Source organism: Spirosoma arcticum, from assembly GCF_054779955.1.
Genome location: NZ_BAAGXG010000006.1, coordinates 191,593 through 211,249, shown reverse-complemented (window position 1 = coordinate 211,249; position 19,657 = coordinate 191,593). Strand labels below are relative to the sequence as shown.

At 54.5% G+C, this 19,657-nt stretch carries 15 protein-coding genes; 7 read left to right on the top strand and 8 right to left on the bottom strand.

Features of this window, described 5'->3' with window-relative positions; translation table 11 throughout:
- Positions 1 to 281 precede the first annotated feature (281 nt).
- Positions 282 to 3,446 (top strand): SusC/RagA family TonB-linked outer membrane protein, encoded by a 3,165-nt coding sequence (locus ACYVHB_RS15365; RefSeq protein WP_461052642.1) that lies wholly within the window; start codon positions 282 to 284, stop codon positions 3,444 to 3,446.
- Between the two features lie 18 nt (positions 3,447 to 3,464).
- Positions 3,465 to 4,772, top strand: coding sequence for a RagB/SusD family nutrient uptake outer membrane protein (locus tag ACYVHB_RS15360; RefSeq protein ID WP_461052641.1), 1,308 nt, complete (start codon positions 3,465 to 3,467; stop codon positions 4,770 to 4,772).
- 60 nt (positions 4,773 to 4,832) lie between these two features.
- Here ACYVHB_RS15360 and ACYVHB_RS15355 read toward each other — a convergent pair whose 3' ends face one another.
- From ACYVHB_RS15355 to nusB, 8 genes are all read right to left on the bottom strand, one after another.
- Positions 4,833 to 7,091 (bottom strand): PAS domain-containing sensor histidine kinase, encoded by a 2,259-nt coding sequence (locus ACYVHB_RS15355; protein WP_461052640.1) that lies wholly within the window; start codon positions 7,089 to 7,091, stop codon positions 4,833 to 4,835.
- A gap of 63 nt (positions 7,092 to 7,154) precedes the next feature.
- The gene (locus ACYVHB_RS15350) at positions 7,155 to 8,822 is read right to left on the bottom strand and encodes an amidase (protein WP_461052639.1); all 1,668 of its coding nucleotides are present in this window, start codon (positions 8,820 to 8,822) and stop codon (positions 7,155 to 7,157) included.
- 51 nt (positions 8,823 to 8,873) lie between these two features.
- Positions 8,874 to 9,473, bottom strand: a complete 600-nt coding sequence (coaE, locus tag ACYVHB_RS15345; RefSeq protein ID WP_461052638.1) for a dephospho-CoA kinase — start codon at positions 9,471 to 9,473, stop codon at positions 8,874 to 8,876.
- A 107-nt stretch (positions 9,474 to 9,580) separates the two neighbouring features.
- A complete protein-coding gene (locus tag ACYVHB_RS15340; protein ID WP_461052637.1) occupies positions 9,581 to 10,285 on the bottom strand; it encodes a hypothetical protein in 705 nt (234 codons plus the stop codon).
- A 106-nt stretch (positions 10,286 to 10,391) separates the two neighbouring features.
- Positions 10,392 to 10,700, bottom strand: coding sequence for a preprotein translocase subunit YajC (yajC, locus tag ACYVHB_RS15335; protein ID WP_461052636.1), 309 nt, complete (start codon positions 10,698 to 10,700; stop codon positions 10,392 to 10,394).
- A 12-nt stretch (positions 10,701 to 10,712) separates the two neighbouring features.
- Positions 10,713 to 11,165 (bottom strand): DUF1573 domain-containing protein, encoded by a 453-nt coding sequence (locus ACYVHB_RS15330; RefSeq protein ID WP_461052635.1) that lies wholly within the window; start codon positions 11,163 to 11,165, stop codon positions 10,713 to 10,715.
- A gap of 82 nt (positions 11,166 to 11,247) precedes the next feature.
- Positions 11,248 to 11,550, bottom strand: coding sequence for a YtxH domain-containing protein (locus tag ACYVHB_RS15325; protein WP_461052634.1), 303 nt, complete (start codon positions 11,548 to 11,550; stop codon positions 11,248 to 11,250).
- Positions 11,551 to 11,651: 101 nt separating this feature from the next.
- The gene (nusB, locus tag ACYVHB_RS15320; protein ID WP_461052633.1) at positions 11,652 to 12,788 is read right to left on the bottom strand and encodes a transcription antitermination factor NusB; all 1,137 of its coding nucleotides are present in this window, start codon (positions 12,786 to 12,788) and stop codon (positions 11,652 to 11,654) included.
- Between the two features lie 196 nt (positions 12,789 to 12,984).
- On the opposite strand from nusB, the gene ACYVHB_RS15315 reads away from it, so the two are divergent.
- The 5 genes from ACYVHB_RS15315 to ACYVHB_RS15295 all read left to right on the top strand — a co-directional run bounded on the left by ACYVHB_RS15315 (position 12,985) and on the right by ACYVHB_RS15295 (position 19,563).
- Positions 12,985 to 14,766 (top strand): ABC transporter ATP-binding protein, encoded by a 1,782-nt coding sequence (locus tag ACYVHB_RS15315; RefSeq protein WP_461052632.1) that lies wholly within the window; start codon positions 12,985 to 12,987, stop codon positions 14,764 to 14,766.
- A gap of 152 nt (positions 14,767 to 14,918) precedes the next feature.
- The gene (locus ACYVHB_RS15310) at positions 14,919 to 16,211 is read left to right on the top strand and encodes an AAA family ATPase (RefSeq protein ID WP_461052631.1); all 1,293 of its coding nucleotides are present in this window, start codon (positions 14,919 to 14,921) and stop codon (positions 16,209 to 16,211) included.
- Positions 16,212 to 16,217: 6 nt separating this feature from the next.
- On the top strand, positions 16,218 to 16,955 hold the full coding sequence (locus ACYVHB_RS15305) for an HNH endonuclease family protein (protein WP_461052630.1): 738 nt from the start codon (positions 16,218 to 16,220) through the stop codon (positions 16,953 to 16,955).
- Between the two features lie 32 nt (positions 16,956 to 16,987).
- The gene (locus tag ACYVHB_RS15300; protein WP_461052629.1) at positions 16,988 to 18,079 is read left to right on the top strand and encodes an alpha/beta hydrolase-fold protein; all 1,092 of its coding nucleotides are present in this window, start codon (positions 16,988 to 16,990) and stop codon (positions 18,077 to 18,079) included.
- 20 nt (positions 18,080 to 18,099) lie between these two features.
- Complete coding sequence (locus ACYVHB_RS15295; protein ID WP_461052628.1) at positions 18,100 to 19,563, top strand: leucyl aminopeptidase family protein; 1,464 nt, start codon at positions 18,100 to 18,102, stop codon at positions 19,561 to 19,563.
- Positions 19,564 to 19,657: the final 94 nt, after the last annotated feature.

Genomic DNA, 19,657 nt, shown 5'->3' with positions numbered 1-19,657 from the left:
TTTGACACGCATAAGGTTGATAATAAAACAAAGGCATTGCCTCTTAAAGGCACAAGGCGCACAATTATAATTATTCTTTTCTTTAATTATAAATAAAGAATTTGTGAAGGAGCTCGTCATAGGCTAATCCAGGATTGCCAGCTATTTGATTAGTTTGAGTTGCACCGGCGACGATACCAGGCCGGTATCCGGAAAAACTGAGTAGTGAGCTAAATTTTTTGATGTGTATATTTCGGCTACGATGCTTATAAATCCCTCATCTACTTACTTTATACTGGCTTATGACCCACAAATACACACCGCTTACTCACCACATCCGGCCTCTCTGGCTGCTGGGACTCATGCTTCTAATCTGCGGCAATGCCCTCGCACAGGGCAACCGCTACACGCTCAAAGGCCGCGCTACCGACGCTAACGGAGCCAGTGTTCCCGGTGTCACGGTGCTGCTCAGAGGGACAACCCAAGGTACGACAACCGTGGCCGACGGCACCTATTCGCTCGGCGTCACCGTTGCGCCCGGCTCCTACACACTGGCCTTTTCGTCCATTGGGTACGCAGCGGCCAATCGCGCCATTAGTCTCGGTTCGCAGGAGACGGTCACGACCGACGTGGCCCTGACCGAAGACAACCAGACGCTCGACGAAGTCGTCATTATCGGGTCGACGCTGTCGGCTCCCAAACGCGAACTCGGCAACGCCATTAGCACCATCAAAGCCCAGGCCTTAGCCGAATCCGGTTCGGGTGGGCTGCTCAACTCGCTCCAGGGCAAAGTGCCAGGGGCGCAGATTACCCAGAACTCCGGCGACCCGGGGGGGGGTATCAGTGTCCGGCTCCGGGGCATCAAGTCGCTGTCGGGCTCGTCGGACCCGCTGTTCGTCATCGACGGCGTCATCGTCAGCAACGCCAGCCCGAACGTATCGCAGCAGGCCGTTTCGGATCAGGTGGGTATTGCCAACGCTGGTACGAACCGCTTGGCCGATCTCAACCCCGCCGACATTGCCAGCATCAACGTTATCAACGGCGCGGCAGCGGCAGCGCAGTACGGCTCGCGGGCGTCGAATGGCGTAGTGCTTATTACCACCAAGCGCGGGCAGACGGGCGCACCGCGCGTTACGTTTACGGCCAGCGCCAGCGTGAACGAACTACGCAAAAGCGTTCCGATTACTACGTATGGTAAGCAGTTTGGTTTTGCAGGCTTACGGCTCCACCCGATTGGGGGCGTTTCGGCGGCTCAGATTGCGGCTAACCCCGGCGTCACGACGGTGGGTATTGTTCGCGATGGCGCTACTACGCCTTTAGCCACGAACTTGGTCGACGTGACGCGCTACAATTACTTCGACCAGATATTCCGAACCGGCTACGGCACCGATAATACCATTTCGGTGTCGGGCGGACGCGAAAATACCAGCTACTACGTCTCGTTTGGGTATCTGAAGAACGAAGGCATTCTCAAAAACACGGACTTCACCCGCTACAACCTCCGCGCCCGCCTTGACCAGCGACTCACTAACTGGGCCAAACTGTCGGTGGGGCTGAGCTACGTGAACAGTTTCGCCAATGAGAAAGCAAACGGCAACGTGTTCTACAGCCCGATTAACTCGGTCAACATCACCAACAACATCTACGATATCACCCAGCGCGACCCCGCCGGAAACCTGAGGGCCGTGGAGCCAACGCGCGTCAATCCGCTGTCAACGGTCGAAGACATGAACTTCACGCAGGCCGTTAGCCGGACCATCAACGACGTGCAACTGAACCTGACGCCCCTGCGCGGCCTGACCATCGACGCCATCCTTGGCGTTGATACCTACGGGCAGGTGGGCCGCAGCTACATTCGGCCGTATCCGTATCAGGCAGCGGCCGGTCTGCCGCTCGAACGCTACCCGTTTGGCTTTGCCGCTTCGGCGACCAACACGGTGCTGCAACTCAATGCCGACGTCAACGCCACTTACCAGCGCGAACTGACAAAGGATTTCAGCCTGAAAGTCATTGCCGGTTTCAACTACCAGTACAACCAGCAGGATTTCAGCCAGGCGAACGGGCAAAATCTGGCCCCATTTATTGAAACTGTCAGCGGAGCCACTACGACCGTCCGGGCAGGTTACGGCCTGACCCGTTTTAACCTGAGCGGTGAGTTTGCCCAGGCTACCGTCGGCTACCGGAATTTAGCGTTCATTACCGGAGCCATCCGGCGCGACCGGTCCACGATTTTTTCACCGTCCGAATCCAACCAGTTGTACCCGAAAGTAAGCGGCTCATTAGTGCTGTCGGATCTGGATTTCTGGCAGAAGGGGTCGTTCAACAAGGCTTTCAGCGCAGCTAAACTGCGGGCGTCGTTCGGCGATGCAGGTGGACTGACGGCGCTTAGCCCAACGGACCGTTTCTATCAGTACCTGCCGATTGCGTTTCTGGGCAAGGGCACCATCACGCCGTCGTCATCGCTGGCCAACCCGGCCGTACGCCCCGAGCGGATGCGCGAACTCGAATTTGGGGCGGACCTCTCGTTCATCAAAGACCGAATCAACCTCGGCATCACGGCTTATCGCCAGCGTATCACCGACCTGACCGTCGACCGCGTCGTGGCTCCGTCGACGGGTGGATTCAGCTTAGTGACGAACGTCGGTACGATGGAAAACAAAGGCGTCGAAATTATGCTCGACGTAGTGCCGGTGCGCACGAAGGACCTGACCTGGGACATGACATTTATTTTCAATCGCAACCGGAACAAGGTCCTGTCGCTGGGCAGTCCGCGCATCGACATCAGCAACGTGGCCGGCGCACCGGTGGCACTGCTCGAAGGCCAGCCCGCCAGTGTCTTCTACGGTTTCCCCTACGCCCGCAACACCGACGGCTCCCTGCTGCTGACACCGCAGGGACTGCCGCAGCGCGAACGGGGTACGCAGGACGGTTTGGTGAATTTCACCCCGCAGCGCACGCCCGAAGGGCAGCCCACGGGCACGTTTGTCCGAACGGTTATTGGCGATCCTAATCCTGACTGGACCGGCTCGTTCAGCAGCAGCATGACCTATAAAGGGCTGGGCCTGCGCGTGCTGCTCGATGCAGTGCAGGGTTTAGAAGTATTCAACGCCGACAAGCGGACGCGGGAGAACGTGGGTATTGGTCCGCTGACCGAACAGGAAATGCGTGGAACGCTGACGCGCGGCTACATCTTCGCCATCGGCCCCATCGAAGAATTTAGGGTCGACAACGGCTCATTCGTGAAGCTGCGCGAAGTAGCGCTGAGCTACCAGTTTCCGAAATTTACGAAGGCCATCAGCGGGCTGAACCTGTCGCTGATTGGGCGCAACCTGATCTCGTGGGACAACTACAACGGTTTTGACCCGGAAACCAACGCGGGCGGCACCACCGACCGGCTGCGGGGCGTCGATTTTGGCAACGTCCCCATTCCGCGCACCTACCGCCTTCAACTGACTGCTTCGTTTTAATTGACAAGACACACATTCATGAAAAGATACATCCTTACGACTGCCCTGCTCACCGTGCTGTTCACTCAGAATGCCTGTCAGGAGGAATATCTAAACCCCAGCGTAGCCACCGAGCAGCAGGTCGTTAACTCGACCGATGGGCTGATCACGCTGGCCAACGGGTTACAATTTCGCTACACCGTTGGGCGGCTCGGTGTCATTTACAACGCCGTAGCGGCCGGTGGTCTGACCACCCGCGAACTGCGCGTACTGAACGCGGGCAACACCGATGAACTGTTTCTGGAACAGGGCGGTGCCAGCGTGCAGGGCGGCAACGCCGTGGTCCGTAATCTCTGGGCATCAAGCCAGTTGGTCCGCTCCAACGCCGACGTGATTCTGGCCAACGCCGACCGAGTCATTCAGGATGCGGGCACCAAAAGTGGTGTTATTGCGTACGCATCAATTTTCAAGGCATTATCGCTGGGAACACTGGCGCAGTTCTTCGAGCAGACGCCCATCACCACCGGCAGTAATGCCCCGTTCGTGCCGCGTGTGCAGGCCTTACAGCAGGCTATTCAGCAGTTAGAAGCGGCAGCCACGCTGATTGGCGCCACTCCGCCACCGGCCACGTTTACCGGGGCCATTGTGCCAGGTATCGATATTACCAACACGCTTCAGGCGCTGATTGCCCGCTACAGCTTGCTGGTGGGCGATTATGACAAGGCCATTGCCGCAGCCGGTCGGGTCGATCTGACAAAACGGTCGGTGTTTACGTTTGACGACAACAGCCGCAACCCTATTTTCGAGACGGCGTTCAGCAACGTCAATGTCTTTGCTCCGCAAAATGCCACGCTGGGGCTACCCGCCGACCTCGCTCCCACTGCGGCTGATCGTCGTTTATCGGTGTACCTCCGCACCAACGCGACGGCCTCGCAAAACTTAGGCACGGGATTCTACACGGCCAATAATGCGCCCGTGCCGGTGTACTTGCCGGGCGAGATGCTGCTGATTCGGGCCGAAGCCTACGCCCGCAAAAATGACCTGACCAACGCCATTGCTGAACTGAACAAGGTACTGACCAAGACCACCGACGCGTTTGGTTTAGGCGCGGGCCTACCCGCCTATGCCGGAGCGCAGACGGCCGCTGCGGTGCTGACGGAAATTTACCGCAACCGCCAGATCGAACTGGCGTTTCAGGGATTCCGGTTGGAGGACAGCCGCCGGTTTGAGCGTCCGGGACCGGGCACTACGCCCGCCACGGCCGCCGAGCGCAACCGCAATTTCCTGCCGTATCCGTTCAACGAAAGCGACAACAACCCGAGTACGCCGAAGAATGTGGTGATTTAAACGTGGTTGGCAGTTTGTAGTTGGCTGACGCGTCAGCCAACTACAAACTGCCAACCTTTCTCATCCCGGCAAGTACACCCGGAAAGTGCTGCCCTCCCCTACCCGACTGGTGACGCCGATGGTTCCGCCGTGATTCTCCACAACTTTGCGGCAGATGGCCAGCCCAACGCCCGTGCCGGTGTACTGACTTTTGGTATGCAGCCGCTGGAAAACCTGGAAGATGCGGTCGCGGTACTTATCATCGAAGCCGATGCCGTTATCGGTGAAGCTGATCTCCAGAAACCGGGGAGCATCCCCCGGCGCTGGCATGAGACCCGAGGGCAGTTCGTTGGCAAAAATGAATCGGCTGGTGATTTGTATTATCGGCTGACGATCCGGCTGGCGGAATTTCAGGGCGTTGCTCAGCATGTTCTGAAACAACTGCCGGAGTTGAATCGTACCACCCAATACGTCGGGCAAGGTTTCTATTTTCACCTCAGCCTGCGTTTCGCTGATAACTAAACTCAGGTCGTCGCATACGTCGGTCAGCAGGTTAGTTAAGGACAACCGCTGGAACGGGTCGCGGTGGGTGCTGATGCGCGAGTAGGCCAGCAGATCAATAATCAGAGTCGACATCCGCCCGGCGGCCGACTGCATCCGTCCGATCATATCGGCCCCGTCGTGCCCCAGCACCGGGCCGTACTGACCCAAAAGCAGATCGCCAAAGGCTCTGATCTTGCGCAGTGGCTCCTGCAAATCGTGGCTCGCTACGTAAGCAAACTGCTGGAGATTGTCGTTGGAGCGCTGGAGTTCCAGATTAGCCTGTTCGAGTTGCCGCCGACGCTGGTGCTGCTCGGTGATGTCGTTGAACAAGAGTAAAAATCCGTCGTCGAGCCGGGTGCCCAGCAGGTCGAGCCACTTGTCGACACCGATGTAGTAGAACTCACTCCGAAACGATGCATCGTCTTTCATCATCGCCACCAGTTTAGCGAACAAACCGGGGTAAGCCTCATCCGAAAATCGCTGGCGCAGGGTCTGTCCATACAACTCGTCGCCTGTTGCCTGCATAATGGCCGCAGCAGCCGGATTGAACAAGATCGGCTGAAAGTCGACAAGTTGATGCTGCTCGTCCCGAGTGGCTTTGTAAACGGCAATACCGCTCATTGACGTATCGACCAACTGGGTCAGAAAAGCCGCCTGTCGTTGCTGTTCGAGTTCGGCCTGTTTGTTTTTCGTTACGTCGAGATCGGTGAAGAGAACCCGGTTGCCCATGCCTACAAACGTAATGTCGTACCAGCCCGAAACACCGTCGGCGAAATAAGGAATTACCACCTGCCGGGCTTCACCCGTGTTGGCCGCTTCGACAATGGTGCTGAAAAAAGGCGTATCGACAATGCCGGGGAATAACTGCAACAGGCGATTACCGGTCATTTCGGCCACCGTCCGGCCGGTGTTGGCGGCATTGACGGAGTTGGTAAAGACGTACTCAAAGTCAACGATGACGCCGGAATCATCGCGAATGACGTCGAACAGGGTCATGCCTACTTTTCCGTTCTCAACAATTGTTTTGAGCAATTCGGCCTGCTCCTGTTGGGTCGCCTGCACCCGCCGGAGTTCGGTTACGTCGCTGAACGACTCAATTAATCCATCTCCCAACCGCACCGCCCGCGTCTCGTACCAAACGTTTTTGTTGCCCTGCTGGAAATGTTCAAAAAAATGCAGCGGCTCCCCCGTTTCAACCACGGCCACCCACTTATCGAACAGGCCACTGGCCCGCGTTCCGGGGAAGAGCGTGAGCAGCCGCTGACCAACGAGTTGCGCGGCTGGCAGGCCCGACAGTTGCTCAACCACGCGGTTGACCATCGTGTAGGTAAAATTCACAATCCGGCCCGAGTCGTCGCGCACGGCGTCGAGGGTTGCGATGGCGGTGAGGGCATTGTCGAGGATAAACTTTGTGCGCTCAGCGTGCTCCTGCTCCGCTTGCTGTGCCCGTCGGCGGTCGGTGACGTCGACGTAAAACACCGCCACGTACCCGTCCATTCGGACGACCGATACATCGTAGACAATCGGTTTGGCCCGGTCTGATGAGGCTACCTCCAGTTCGGTTCGGTACGTTTCGCCCGTTTGGAATACCTGCTTCAGCACATCGGCAGTTGGCTGCTTGGCTGGGTCTGGCAATGGGCCGAGACTCCGCTCCGCCATGGCGTTAACCAGCACCAACTCCGGCTCGGCAGTTGCACTATCATCCGAAACAAACTGATACACCATCACCCCGTTGGGAGAGGCCTGAAAGAGCCGTTCAGCAATTGTTGTAAACAAGGACGGCGGTACGGAGGGCATATGGATGAGGAAGGTAACGCACGAAGATAACAGATGCCGACAGAATGCATCTATAGGTAAGCCTTACAGAGTCGGGTGTTTTTTGTGCCAGTCGGTAGCATCCTGATACGCTTTCGCCACCGCCAGCACTTTTCCTTCCTCGAATAACTGCCCCATAAACGTAATACTGGTGGGCAGATTCTTCGTCGTGAATCCATTGGGCAGCACCACGCACGGATGGCCAGTTAAGTTGGTGAGCGTCAGATTGCCACCGGCGTAGGTTGGGCTGATGTACACGTCGAGTTTTGCCACTTTCAGTTGAGTAGCCATGTCGTTAATGAGTTTGGTGCGGGCGCGGTTTGCCTGAATGTACTCGACAGCGGGCACGAACCGGGCCGAACGAAAAGAATTAGGCCAGGCATTTTTCCCCTGTCGAACCATCAGGTCATCGCGTCCTGAACGGGTTAGCTCATCGAACGACGCAGCGGCTTCCACTGTGAGCAGGAACGAAATTCTGCCAGCGGGTACACCCGTTGGCAAATCAAACGGCACCAACTCGGCCCCTAACGTCCGTAACGTCTGAAGCGTCAGAGAGTCATTTGCCCGGTTGGGATAATTGCTTTCGAACCCTTTTTTAAGGTAGCCAATTCGTAGTCCTTTCAGAGTCTTGAGCGGTGCATAACGGAACGGAGCCGCCATAACCGTGGGGTCATTGCCATCGGGACCGTAGATGGCATTGAACACCAGCGCACAATCTTCGACCGACCGGGCAATGGGGCCAATTTTATCCATACTCCAGCTCAGAGCCATGGCCCCGTGCCGACTCACCCGCCCGAAGGTTGGCCGAAGACCGGTGGTGCCGCAAACCGTTGACGGCGAAACAATTGATCCCAGGGTTTCGGTACCAATGGCAAAAGGTAGTAACCCCGCCGACACACTCGATGCCGACCCTGCTGATGAACCACTAGAACCGGCCTCGGTATTCCAGGGGTTGCGCGTCATGCCGCCGAACCAAACGTCGCCCATAGCCAGGGCACCCAGCGTCATTTTGGCGCACAACACAGCCCCGGCTTCTTCAAGCTTCCGGACAACGGTTGCATCGAGGTCAAGCGTCTGGTCTTTGTATGGAGCGGCTCCCCAGGTTGTTTTGTAGCCTTTTTTCGCCAATAAATCTTTGGCACCGTACGGAATACCGTGCAATGGTCCCCGGTATTTACCCGATTTTAGTTCAGCGTCGGCCCGTTTGGCCTGACTCAGGGCCAGTTCTTCGGTTAACGTGATGACACAGTGCAATTTGGGATCATTCGTTTTGAGCCGATTCAGGAAAAACTGGGTGAGATCGACCGATGAAATCTGTTTTGTCCGGATCAATTCACCCAACTGCCCAACGGTGTAGTAGGCTAACTCATCGCGATTTGCCGGGAGCGTAATCTTGCCCGAAGACGACGCTTTGAACGACGATGGGCCGGTCGGCATGACAAAGCCTGCCGGGAGTGGATTAAAATACAGGGCTGGCGCTACGTCATTGGGCAAGTCAATGTTACGCAGCGCTTCGTAATTGGTGCGGGCGTTGTTAACATTGTCGAGCATCGAGTCGCGCTCGGCGGGCGTAAAGTCCAGCCCAAAAATTCGTGAAGCGACCTCGACCATATCGCTGGTCAGTGGCTTTTTGGGGTCATCGGGGGCTGTGATGAATGCGCCCAGCAGGAAGCTACCGGCACAAACGGCCAGCCATGTAATCGTACGTTTCATTCGATTTGGATTGTTAACGGAGTATCAACCCAAAGTACGACAGCGAATGGTTTAAACCACTGACTCCCGCGAAAATTCCGCGTGCAGGGCCACGATCTGCGGTAGCAGCAACTGCTGTTCGTCGTTGTGCAACACGTAGTCGGCTATTTGCAACCGTTCGTCGTCGCTCACTTGCCGGTCGATGATGTGCTGAATTTCCTGTAGAGACCGGTGCGGATCGCGGGTACGAATACGTTCGATGCGCAGCGTGGCCGGAGCCTGAACGACAATGACCTTGTCGAGCGCGTTGCCATCGCCAGCCGCCCGCATCAGGGCAGCTTCTTTAATAACGTACGGCTTGTCGGCGTGTTGATTCACCCACAGCGCTGTGTCGGCCAATACGCGGGGATGAATAACGGCGTTGAGTTGGTCTAACAATACTGGGTCGGCAAACACCTGCGAGGCCACCCACGTCCGATTGTATTTTCCAAGCACATCGTAGGCCTGTGGTCCCAACGCCCGCGTGATATCGGCCTTCAGAATGGGGTCGTGTTCGGTGAGCCATTTGGCGCGCTCGTCGGCGTAGTACACGGGAACACCGAGCGTGGCAAACACGCGGCACACCGTACTTTTACCAGAGCCGATACCACCCGTTACGCCAACTTGCTTCATTTAATGGATAATGTATGATGTAGAATGAATAATGAACCGTGTGGGAAGCACTAAATGTATGACGCAAATCAACTAATGGCTACGTCGACTGCATTATCCATTTCACATTACTCATTAAGCGGCAAAGGCGACAATAGTTCGCCAACTTCAAAGCTAACAGTCACGCGGTCGGTGGTGACGCGTAACTGCGGGTGCCGAAACTGGTTTAGTACGATCTCTTCGTCGTAGTTGTCGGCGATGCGTTTGCGGGGAATCTTCACCAGCAGGGTGTCTGCCAAACCACGAACCAGCCGATCCGGCCCGGTAACCTGGATTGTGCGGGGCGTTAAGTTGATGAGGCTCGACACCATGAAGCGGGGTGCCAGATTGATGTGCAGACTGTCGGCCACTAACCGAACTGTTTTGGTTGTGCGCCGGTCGAAACCCATTTCCAGCGTGTCGGCCACGACGTAGTTAACCCGTAATTTCTTAACCTGCTCGGCCAGCGAAGCCGCCAGCGAGGCCGTATTAATAACGGAGGCCCGAATTGGATCTTTCACCACGTAATCGACCGGCTCAATCCGAAACGGCAGCCACGAGTGACGCAGCAATCCCCAGCCATCGCTCGACACGTTGACCATAATCGTGCGGGGCAGCGGTGTCGTCGGCACAAAAAGCGAGTCGTTATAAACGAACCGCACCGGATACTCAACATTCAGCGTGTACCCATTTTTGTTGAGTGCATTCAAGAACCAGAACAGCGCAGCGGCCCCCAGACAAAGCAACGCTTTGGCGGGCAGAAACGGGCGGGGATGCGGTTGGGGGGATGTCACAGAGGTTAGACGCACGTATTGCGTCTCTTTCTTTGTCAATCAGACGTAAAGGGTTGCCGCACCGGGGGTGGTGCGGCCGGTTCGCCGGAGCGATTCCGACCGGTCTCTACTCGGGTTTGGCACTGACCTCCCGTGCAATAGACGACTTTTCAAAGGTCATCTTCACACCCCGATCTACTTCAAGCGTAATGGTAGCCCCATCGACCGATACAATGCGACCGTGCAGACCACCAACCGTAACGACGTTGTCTCCTTTCTTGAGGTTTTCTACGAAGGTTTTCTGGTCTTTCTGTTTTTTCTGCTGGGGCCGGATCATGAAAAAATAAAACACGCCGATGATGGCCACCCACAGCAATACATTGTAGATCATGGGGGTGCTGCCGGTTGGCGCAGCCTGTAACAGAATAGAATACATACCTTGGAGTGATTACGATTTCTCAGTTGAATCGGGTTTGGGATTAACCAGCGCCTTAAATTGAAGATCGGTCATGGACGGATCGGTGTTAGCAAATACCGTAATAGTTTTGTTCTGTTGCCCTACCTTGCCCCGGCTATTAAACCGAACGCGAATGGATGATTTGGCACCGGGAGCAACCGGTTCGCGGGGCCATTCGGGTGTGGTGCACCCGCACGAAGCCGTAATATTATTGATGATAAGGGGAAACTCGCCGGTGTTCGTGAACGCAAATGCATGCTCAACGGTGTCGCCCTCGGTAAGATCGCCAAAATCATAAATACCCTTTTCGGTAAACGTAATCTTTGGCAGCTTCTGTGACACCACCGCCTTCGATGTTTCGGCCTGCTGTCGATTATCGCAGCTAAGCTGCCCAAAACCAACGCTTATCAATGTAGCAGCTACTAAAAAAGTCCTGACCTGCATGTATGAAATTAGGTTTCAGTTCAGTTAGTCGGTGAGTCAGCCACTGACTGACTCACCGACTAACTGAACTGACTACTTAGCATTACGTATTTTGCTTTTTGATTTGGGCCATCAGACGATCCACGTCTTCGAGTAGCCGTTCGGCTTTCTCGCGGGCGTCGTTTACCACGCGCTGACCTTCGTTTTTCGACAGATTTTCGGGCAGTTCCGCCGACTTGGCGAGCTGCGCCATTAACTGCTCGATCTGCTCCCGGTATTTCGACAACCGAAACGACACGCGATACCGGGTAGCAATGCCCTTATCGGGCGCATACAGCATTCCAATCGTGGTGCCAGCGACGGCACCCGTTAGAAGAAAAAGTAAATCACGGCCAGTTCTGCTCATGATAAGACGAGTTTGTGGTTTGTGGTTCGTGGTTTGTGGTTGGCTGACGCGCCAGCACCCGTGCGTCAGCCAACCACAAACCACGAACCACAAACTATTTTTTACTTATTGTCCAGCAACCCGCGCCCGCTTTTGCGCAGGCGTCCCGAAGTCTGTAATTTCTCGGACAGGTTGTCTAAAATTCCGTTGACAAATTTACCGCTTTTGGGCGTACTGTAGGCTTTTGCCAACTCGATATATTCATTAATGGTCACCTTGACCGGAATGTTTGGAAAACTTAGTAACTCACAAACGGCCAGTTTCAGTATAATCTTATCCAGCATAGCCACCCGTTCCACGTCCCAGTTCTGGAGTTGATCGGCCAAGAGTTGCTCATAGTCAGCATCGTTCTCAATCGCCTGCTCAAACAGCGTGTTCAAAAAGCGCTCGTCTTCTTCCCAGTCGTCAGTTAACGGTTCGAGTTTCAGGCCGGTTGGGCTTTGCACCGATTTGAGCGTTTTGATTACCAGCCCCCGCACCACCTCGCTGTTTTCAGCCCAGCTCAGGTCGATTTCGGCCAGATGATCACGGATAACTTCGTGCTTGAACACCAGCGTTCGCAGCACGTACTGGGCCAGTGCCTGATCCTCATCGGCAGTGTGGGTTCGCTGTTCGCAATAGGCGCGGTACGTATCGTCGGTTTTCAGAGCTTCACGCAGGGCCTTACGCACGAAACCCAGGTCGTCGGTCCAGGAAATGCCATGCCGCACCGCTTCGTTCTGTAAGGGTTGATGAGCAGCCAACGCCTGAATAATCGTATTGTTATTCAGATTGGAGTCGAACGGAAACGGCTCCTCATCCACGTTGCGGTGAACTCGTTCGCTGTCGGCGCGGGCCACGTTGCCCAGTTCGACCAAGAGCGTCAGCACGCGCAGGTAATCGTCGTAAATGCCGTTCACCTGCTTGATCATCATCTGAGCGAGGTGCTGCCGGTCTTTCTTGCCCCGGATCTGGTAAAACAGAAAGCCGTCGTTGGCTGCTTTGAGCACCTTCGTCGGCGCGTCGTCATCCTGAGCGGGCTGATTCGTGTTGATCGCTTCGTCAAAAAGCAAATGGGCGAGTTTGCGGTAGCCTTCGAGCTGGCGTTTGTCCTGCGGCTGCATGGAGTTCAGGTCAGGCTGGAAGAGGTCCGTGACACCGTCGAGGGCCATCTGCCGGTTCGAGGATTCAGCCTGCCGGAGTGCGTACAGCGCCTGCATAACCTTTATTCTGAGTAATCGCCTGTTGAGCATTCGCCTGCGTCTGAGTAACTATCGTTATGAAAAAGAACTGCTTGAAATCAGGTGCAAAAATACGGCTTAATCCCCTAAATACCCAATCAATCCGCACGTAGACCCTACGCTGCAACTTTTCAACGGGCGGGGCGGTTTTGAACAAAACGCCATTCGGTCCTTCGTGAAAGCACTTTCCTACCTCAATAAATACTTCCTCAAGTATAAATGGTACCTGATTTGGGGGACTGTTTTTACCGTTGCCTCCAACCTCTTCGGCATATTTCCGGCGCAGTTAGTCCGGTACGCGCTCGACCTGGTGCGCGAAACGCTTGACATCTATTATCTCTACGACAAATCGCCGTTACAGCCTTCGCTCTACGACGTTTTTGCGGCCAGTTTACTGCTATTCGGGGTGCTGACGCTGGTGCTGGCGCTGCTGAAAGGGTTTTTTCTGTTCTTAGTCCGGCAAACGCTCATTGTGATGTCGCGGCACATTGAGTACGATCTCAAAAACGAGATTTATAACCACTACCAGACCCTGCCGCTCAGTTTCTACCGCCAGCAAAACACCGGTGACCTGATGGCCCGGATCTCCGAAGACGTCAGCAAAGTGCGGATGTACGTTGGGCCGAGCATTATGTACGGGCTAAACCTGATTGTACTGTTCATCCTGGTCATTAGCTATATGGTGAGCATCAACGCTCGGTTGTCGCTATACGTGCTGTTGCCGTTGCCCATTTTGTCGGTGGCGATCTATATTGTTAACAGCATTATTATCCAGCGATCCGAGGAAATCCAGCGGAGTTTGTCGCGGCTGTCGACCTACGTACAGGAAGCGTTTTCGGGAATTCGGGTATTAAAATCATTCGTGCAGGAGAGTAATTCGGCCGCGAAGTTTGAACTGGAAAGCGACGAGTACCGCCAGAAATCACTGGGGCTGACGCGGGTCGATTCGCTGTTTTTCCCCATCGTGGCCATTTTGGTGGGGCTGAGCAACGTGCTGGTCGTGTACGTGGGTGGGCAGGAGATTCTGGCCGGGCGACTGACGCCGGGCAACATCACCGAGTTTATTCTCTACGTAAACATGCTGACGTGGCCAGTGATGGCCCTCGGCTGGACCACGAGCCAGACCCAGCGGGCAGCGGCTTCGCAGGAGCGCATCAACGAATTTCTAAACATCAAAACCGACATCGTTTCGCAGAAGAACCTGCAACGGACCATCAACGGCGAAATTGAGTTCAAAAACGTGCGGTTCGTGTACCCCGACTCAGGCATAGTGGCCGTCAAAAACTTTTCCATGCACGTTCGGGCGGGCGAAACGGTAGCCATCCTGGGCACCACCGGATCGGGCAAAAGCACCCTCGCCAACCTGCTCACACGCATGTACGATGTAACGTCGGGCGAAATTAAAGTAGATGGCATTCCGCTGAAAGACTACAACCTGACGAGCATTCGGGAGCAGATGGGCTACGTGCCGCAGGACGTGTTTTTGTTCTCCGAAACGATCAGTAACAATGTCCGCTTCGGCAAGCCCGACCTGCCGCAGGCCCGCGTAGACCAGGCCGTCCGCGACGCTGATCTGTACCAGAACGTAATAGACTTCTCGGAAGGCTTCGAGACGCGCGTTGGCGAGCGGGGCGTTACGTTGTCGGGCGGGCAGAAACAGCGGTTGAGCATTGCCCGCGCTATCGCCCGCGATCCGAAGATTCTGATTTTAGACGACTGCCTGTCGGCGGTGGATACGAACACCGAAAACATCATTCTCAACAACCTCCGGCGCATCATGGCCGACCGCACGTCGGTGGTGATTTCGCACCGCGTTTCGTCGGCCAAGTTAGCCGATCACATCATCATGCTCGACGAGGGGGAGATTGTGGAGCAGGGAACCCACGATGAGCTAATGGACCGGAACGGTGCCTACCGCGAGTTGTACGATAAGCAGTTGCAGACGGAAGAGGTGTAATTCAGTGAGCAAATTATCAGCCCACGGCTTCAGCTGTGGGACAGTGGGCGGAGATATTTCGGTATCTTCGCCCAAGTTGTTTATAGTAGATGGACGGTCACGTCCGGGGTCAGCGGTACGCTGACAACTAATCAGGCTTAGCAAAAAAAGCAATGGCTACCGAAAATCCTCGCGTCTGGTTCAAAAGCATCTCGCTCGAAAACGTCCGCTCGTTTGGCACAAAGCAGACGATCAACTTCACTGACAAGGACGGTAATGCCGCCCGCTGGAATGTGATCTTGGGCGACAACGGGACGGGAAAAACGACGGCATTGAGAGGATTATTTTTAGCAGCTAACGAGAAATACAATCTTAGTCGTTACGCATTTGACTTTTATTCCTTATTAAGACAAGATGATTTAGTTGCAAATATTATTGCGGAAACGGAAGAATGGTCAGAAAAAAAAACGACGAGAGACGCCTTATTAACTTTGTTCGTCAGCGAGGAAGCTGAAGCGGATTATCGAGCAGATTATCGAACGCACCCAGTCGTATACTCTGGTGTTAATTACGTAGATGGTACGCCATTCAATACGCTGGCGCAAGACGAAGCAAAGCCAACCATATATGCATATGGAGCGTCCCGTCGAATTGGAGAATCTGGTTTATCAGAAGACCACGAAGGATCTTTTATTACCTTATTTGATGACGAAGAGAGTTTGATTAACACTGAAGAATGGTTGGTTCAAGCTGATTATATCGCATATAAGAATGTCAACCTGCGCAGTAGATACGACTTAGTCAATAAAATAATTCTTAAAGTTCTTCGCGAAGAAGTAAATGATTTACGAATTGATACCAGCACTGGCATCCCTAAAGTGTTTCTTGTTACCCACTACGGCGATGTCCGCCTTCACGAACTAAGCCTTGGTTACAAAACTCTGATCGCGTGGATGGTGGACTTTGCAAAAGGTTTACTCGACCACTACCCCGGCAGCGAAGACCCGCTTGCTGAACCCGCCGTTTGTTTGGTCGATGAAATTGATCTACACCTGCATCCAAAGTTTCAGCGGAGCATCATCAAGTTTCTTACCGAGACGTTCCCGAATACGCAGTTTATTGTAACAGCGCATAGCCCGCTGATTGTGCAGTCGGCAGAAGACGCAAACATTATTCTGCTCAAACGCGAAGGCAACGAAACACACGTAGCCGAAGGCATCGATGTACATAGCTGGCGCATTGACCAAATTCTAAGCAGCGATCTGTTTGGTGGGGTAAGTGTCCTGCCACCTGAGACAGAGACTAAAATGCAACGCCGACGGGCGTTATTATTAAAAGACGAACGGACCAACGATGAAAATCAGGAGTTAGAACACTTGGAAGAAGAACTTGGTATGCTGACTGCTTCGGAGTCAAAAGAAGCGCTAAAGGCATTTGAATTGATTGGTAAATCATTGAGCCAATAGCGAACCGTGATTAAGATTGACAAATCCACGGTAAGCGTACCGGCAATTTTAGCAACTCAGGGCAGAGGAGAAAAAGAAGCAGAGAAATTCAGATTGGCCGCTGATCAGGGGCAAACCGTCTTTTCATTCGATAAATCCATTTACGCCCACAAATCCGTAAAGGAACTACTACGATCTGTTCAGCACAATAAGTGCTGTTTCTGCGAAGCCCGAATCAATCATATTTCCCACGGCGATGTTGAGCACTTCCGACCTAAAGCAGGATACCAGATTGACGATGATCAGGCACTGATTAAGCCGGGTTACTACTGGTTGGCGTACGACTTCTCTAATCTATTTTTCTGCTGTCAGATTTGTAATCAGGTATACAAGAAAAACTACTTTCCACTGGCGGATGAGAGCAAACGGGCTAACTCACACCACGATGATTACCAATTGGAAGAAAGCCTGATTCTGCACCCGGAGTTTGATGCCATTGATGAGCATCTGGTATTTGACGCTGAAATTATTAAACCGAAAAACGGTTCGCTCAAGGGAGCTGAAACGATCAAACGAACCGGGCTTAATCGCACTTCACTTTTAGAAGAACGGTTTTCGCACCTAAAGAAGCTGCGTGCATTGGCTAAAGTGGCCCGCAGCGGTGACCCCGACGCTGACGAATACCGGGCTTACTTTAAAGAATATAGCCAGCCGGAAGACCTATACTCCGCCATGGTCCGCGCTAACTTTCCCGACCTGATCTGAAACCAAGTTCTGTCCGGGCGGTTGTTAGTCGTATGTCTTCATCGCTACGTTTAGAATTATTTACGCCCGTAATCGACGACCGGCCAGTGTTCGTTACAGGGAACTTCTGTGACTGGTCGCCCAATCTGGATGCTTTTCAGATGCAACCCGTCGGGCCGGGGCAATACTCGTTCACGTTTCCCGCCGATTTGTCGCTGCCCGATGTTGTCGAGTATAAATACAGCAAAGGGGGCTGGGACCACGTCGAGCTGAGTTCGGCGGGGGAACCAATTCCCAACCGCAGCATCGGCTCCAAGCCACACGACGAACCCGATATTGTGCCGCACTGGCGTTGGTTCGGTCAGCCGTTCAACGCTGAGTTTCTGCCTAAATCAGTCGGCGAAGAGTTTCACCTGCCCCAACTCGACACCAATCGCCGGGTGACCGTGCTGTTGCCGTACGATTACGAAATTCATTCCGAAAAGCGCTATCCGGTGCTTTACATGAACGACGGTCAGAATCTGCTGGGCGAAGGAGCCGGATATGGAAGCTGGCGCGTAGACGAAAAAATGGCGATCTTAGCCAGTCGCGGGCATCACGAGCTGATAATTGTGACCATCGACCACGGGGAGGAGCAACGCATTCAGGAATATACCATCGAGAAAACCCGCGCGGCCGGACGCGGACGGGGGCGCGAGTACCTGAAGTTTATCCGCGAAACGCTCAAGCCAATCATCGACACCAACCTGCGAACGCTGCCCGACGCCGAAAACACGGGCATTGGCGGGAGTTCGCTGGGCGGACTGATCAGCGTGTACGCGGGCATGATGCACCCCGACACCTTTGGACGGCTGATGGTGTTTTCGCCATCGCTCTGGATTTCACCCAAAATTTACTTCGATGCCATTCGGTTCCACGCGCCCGTGCCGATGCGGGTCTTTGCTTACGGCGGAGCGGCCGAATCGAAGTACATGGTTCCCAACCTCGAACGTTTCAAAGAGGCACTCGTCAGGCAGCAATACGGGGGCAATCCAATCGACGTGCATCTGTCAATTTACCCCGACGGCACACACGAGGAAGTACACTGGAGCCGCGAATTTCCCCGTGCGGTCGAGTGGCTGTTTTACGGGGAACATGTGGCGTAACCTGCATAAACCTGATTTGAATGCTGATTTCGATAGCAACCCAACCCGCGCCTAAGGGCGATCTTATCATTCCTGCCGTCCAGTCCGATGCATTGCCCGATCAATTGATTGGCATTGGAAAACGGCTGAATGTACCTCTGCCGGTGCTGCAACGTGATTTCTTGGCGGAGGCCAGTGAATCACTACCAATTTATGGCCCGGACGGACAACGGATGTTTCTGCTGGGGTTAGGCGCTAACCCAAAAGCGATGGACTGGCTGAGGACGTTCCGAAAGTTCTTTTTCAGTCAGAAGAGTAAGTTCTCGAACCAAGTTGACATTGATCTGTCGGCATTCGACGGTGCGCTCATCGAGCCGGTCGTGCTGGGCGTTTTGGGCGGAAGTTATGATCTCCGACTATACAAAACCGATAAAACCGACACGGCTGCATTCTACGGAGACGATGCGCAACTGACGCTTCATGTAAACGTCGATCAGCAACAAGCTGCACTCGACGCGCTGGCACGGGCCGAAGCATTGGCCCAGACCCAGCGCGAGATGATGGATCTGATGAACGCACCCGCCAACTACAAAACCCCGCAAACACTGGCCGACTGGGCGGTGCGCTCGGGCCAACAACACGGCTACGAGGTGACGATTCTGGACAAAGCCGAACTGGAACGGCAGGGACTCGGAGCGTTGCTAAGTGTGAGCCAGGGGAGTGACGTACCCCCGGTGCTGATCGTGGCCGAGTACAAACCCAAAGGCGTCGAGAATCCGCGAAAGGTAGGATTAGTTGGTAAAGGCGTGACCTTCGACACCGGTGGGGTTTCGATTAAAGCATCGGCGAATATGCACCTGATGAAAAGCGACATGGGCGGGGCCGCAGCCGTACTCGGCACCCTCGAAGTAGCCGCAAAACTAAAGCTGCCGGTGCACTTGATCGGGATTGTTCCGAGTACGGAAAATTCGACCGACGGCCGCTCTACCAAACCTGGCGACGTCATTACGGCCTACAGTGGCAAGACCATCGAAATCATCGACACCGACGCCGAGGGGCGCGTGATTCTGGCCGATGGCCTGGGATACATGCTTCGCAATTTTCAACCCGACGTGCTTATTGACCTTGCCACGCTCACGGGCAGCGTCATTGCCGCGCTGGGTTATCACGCAGCCGGACTGTTCACGCAAAACGACGAACTGGCTACTCAACTTGCGGAGTCAGGCACCCGCACTGGTGAGCGGATATGGCGAATGCCGCTTTGGGATGACTACAAAGAAGACATCGAGTCGGACGTGGCCGATGTAAAGAACTTTAGCGGTAAGCCCATCGCCGGGTCCATCAGCGCGGCTAAATTCCTGGAATTTTTCACGGAAAGCCACCCCGCCTGGGCGCATCTGGACATTGCAGGCATGGCCTTTGCCGATACCGAATTTGGCTCGCAAAAGAACGCAGCAGGCTTTGGAATCCGATTATTAGTTGATTATTTGCGGACGGTGAGTTAGTTTGTCGTTCGTAGTTTGTGGTTGGCTGACTGCACCGGCAGACCGGCATAAGCTATACGCGTCAGCCCACTACAAACCACAAACTAACCCAATC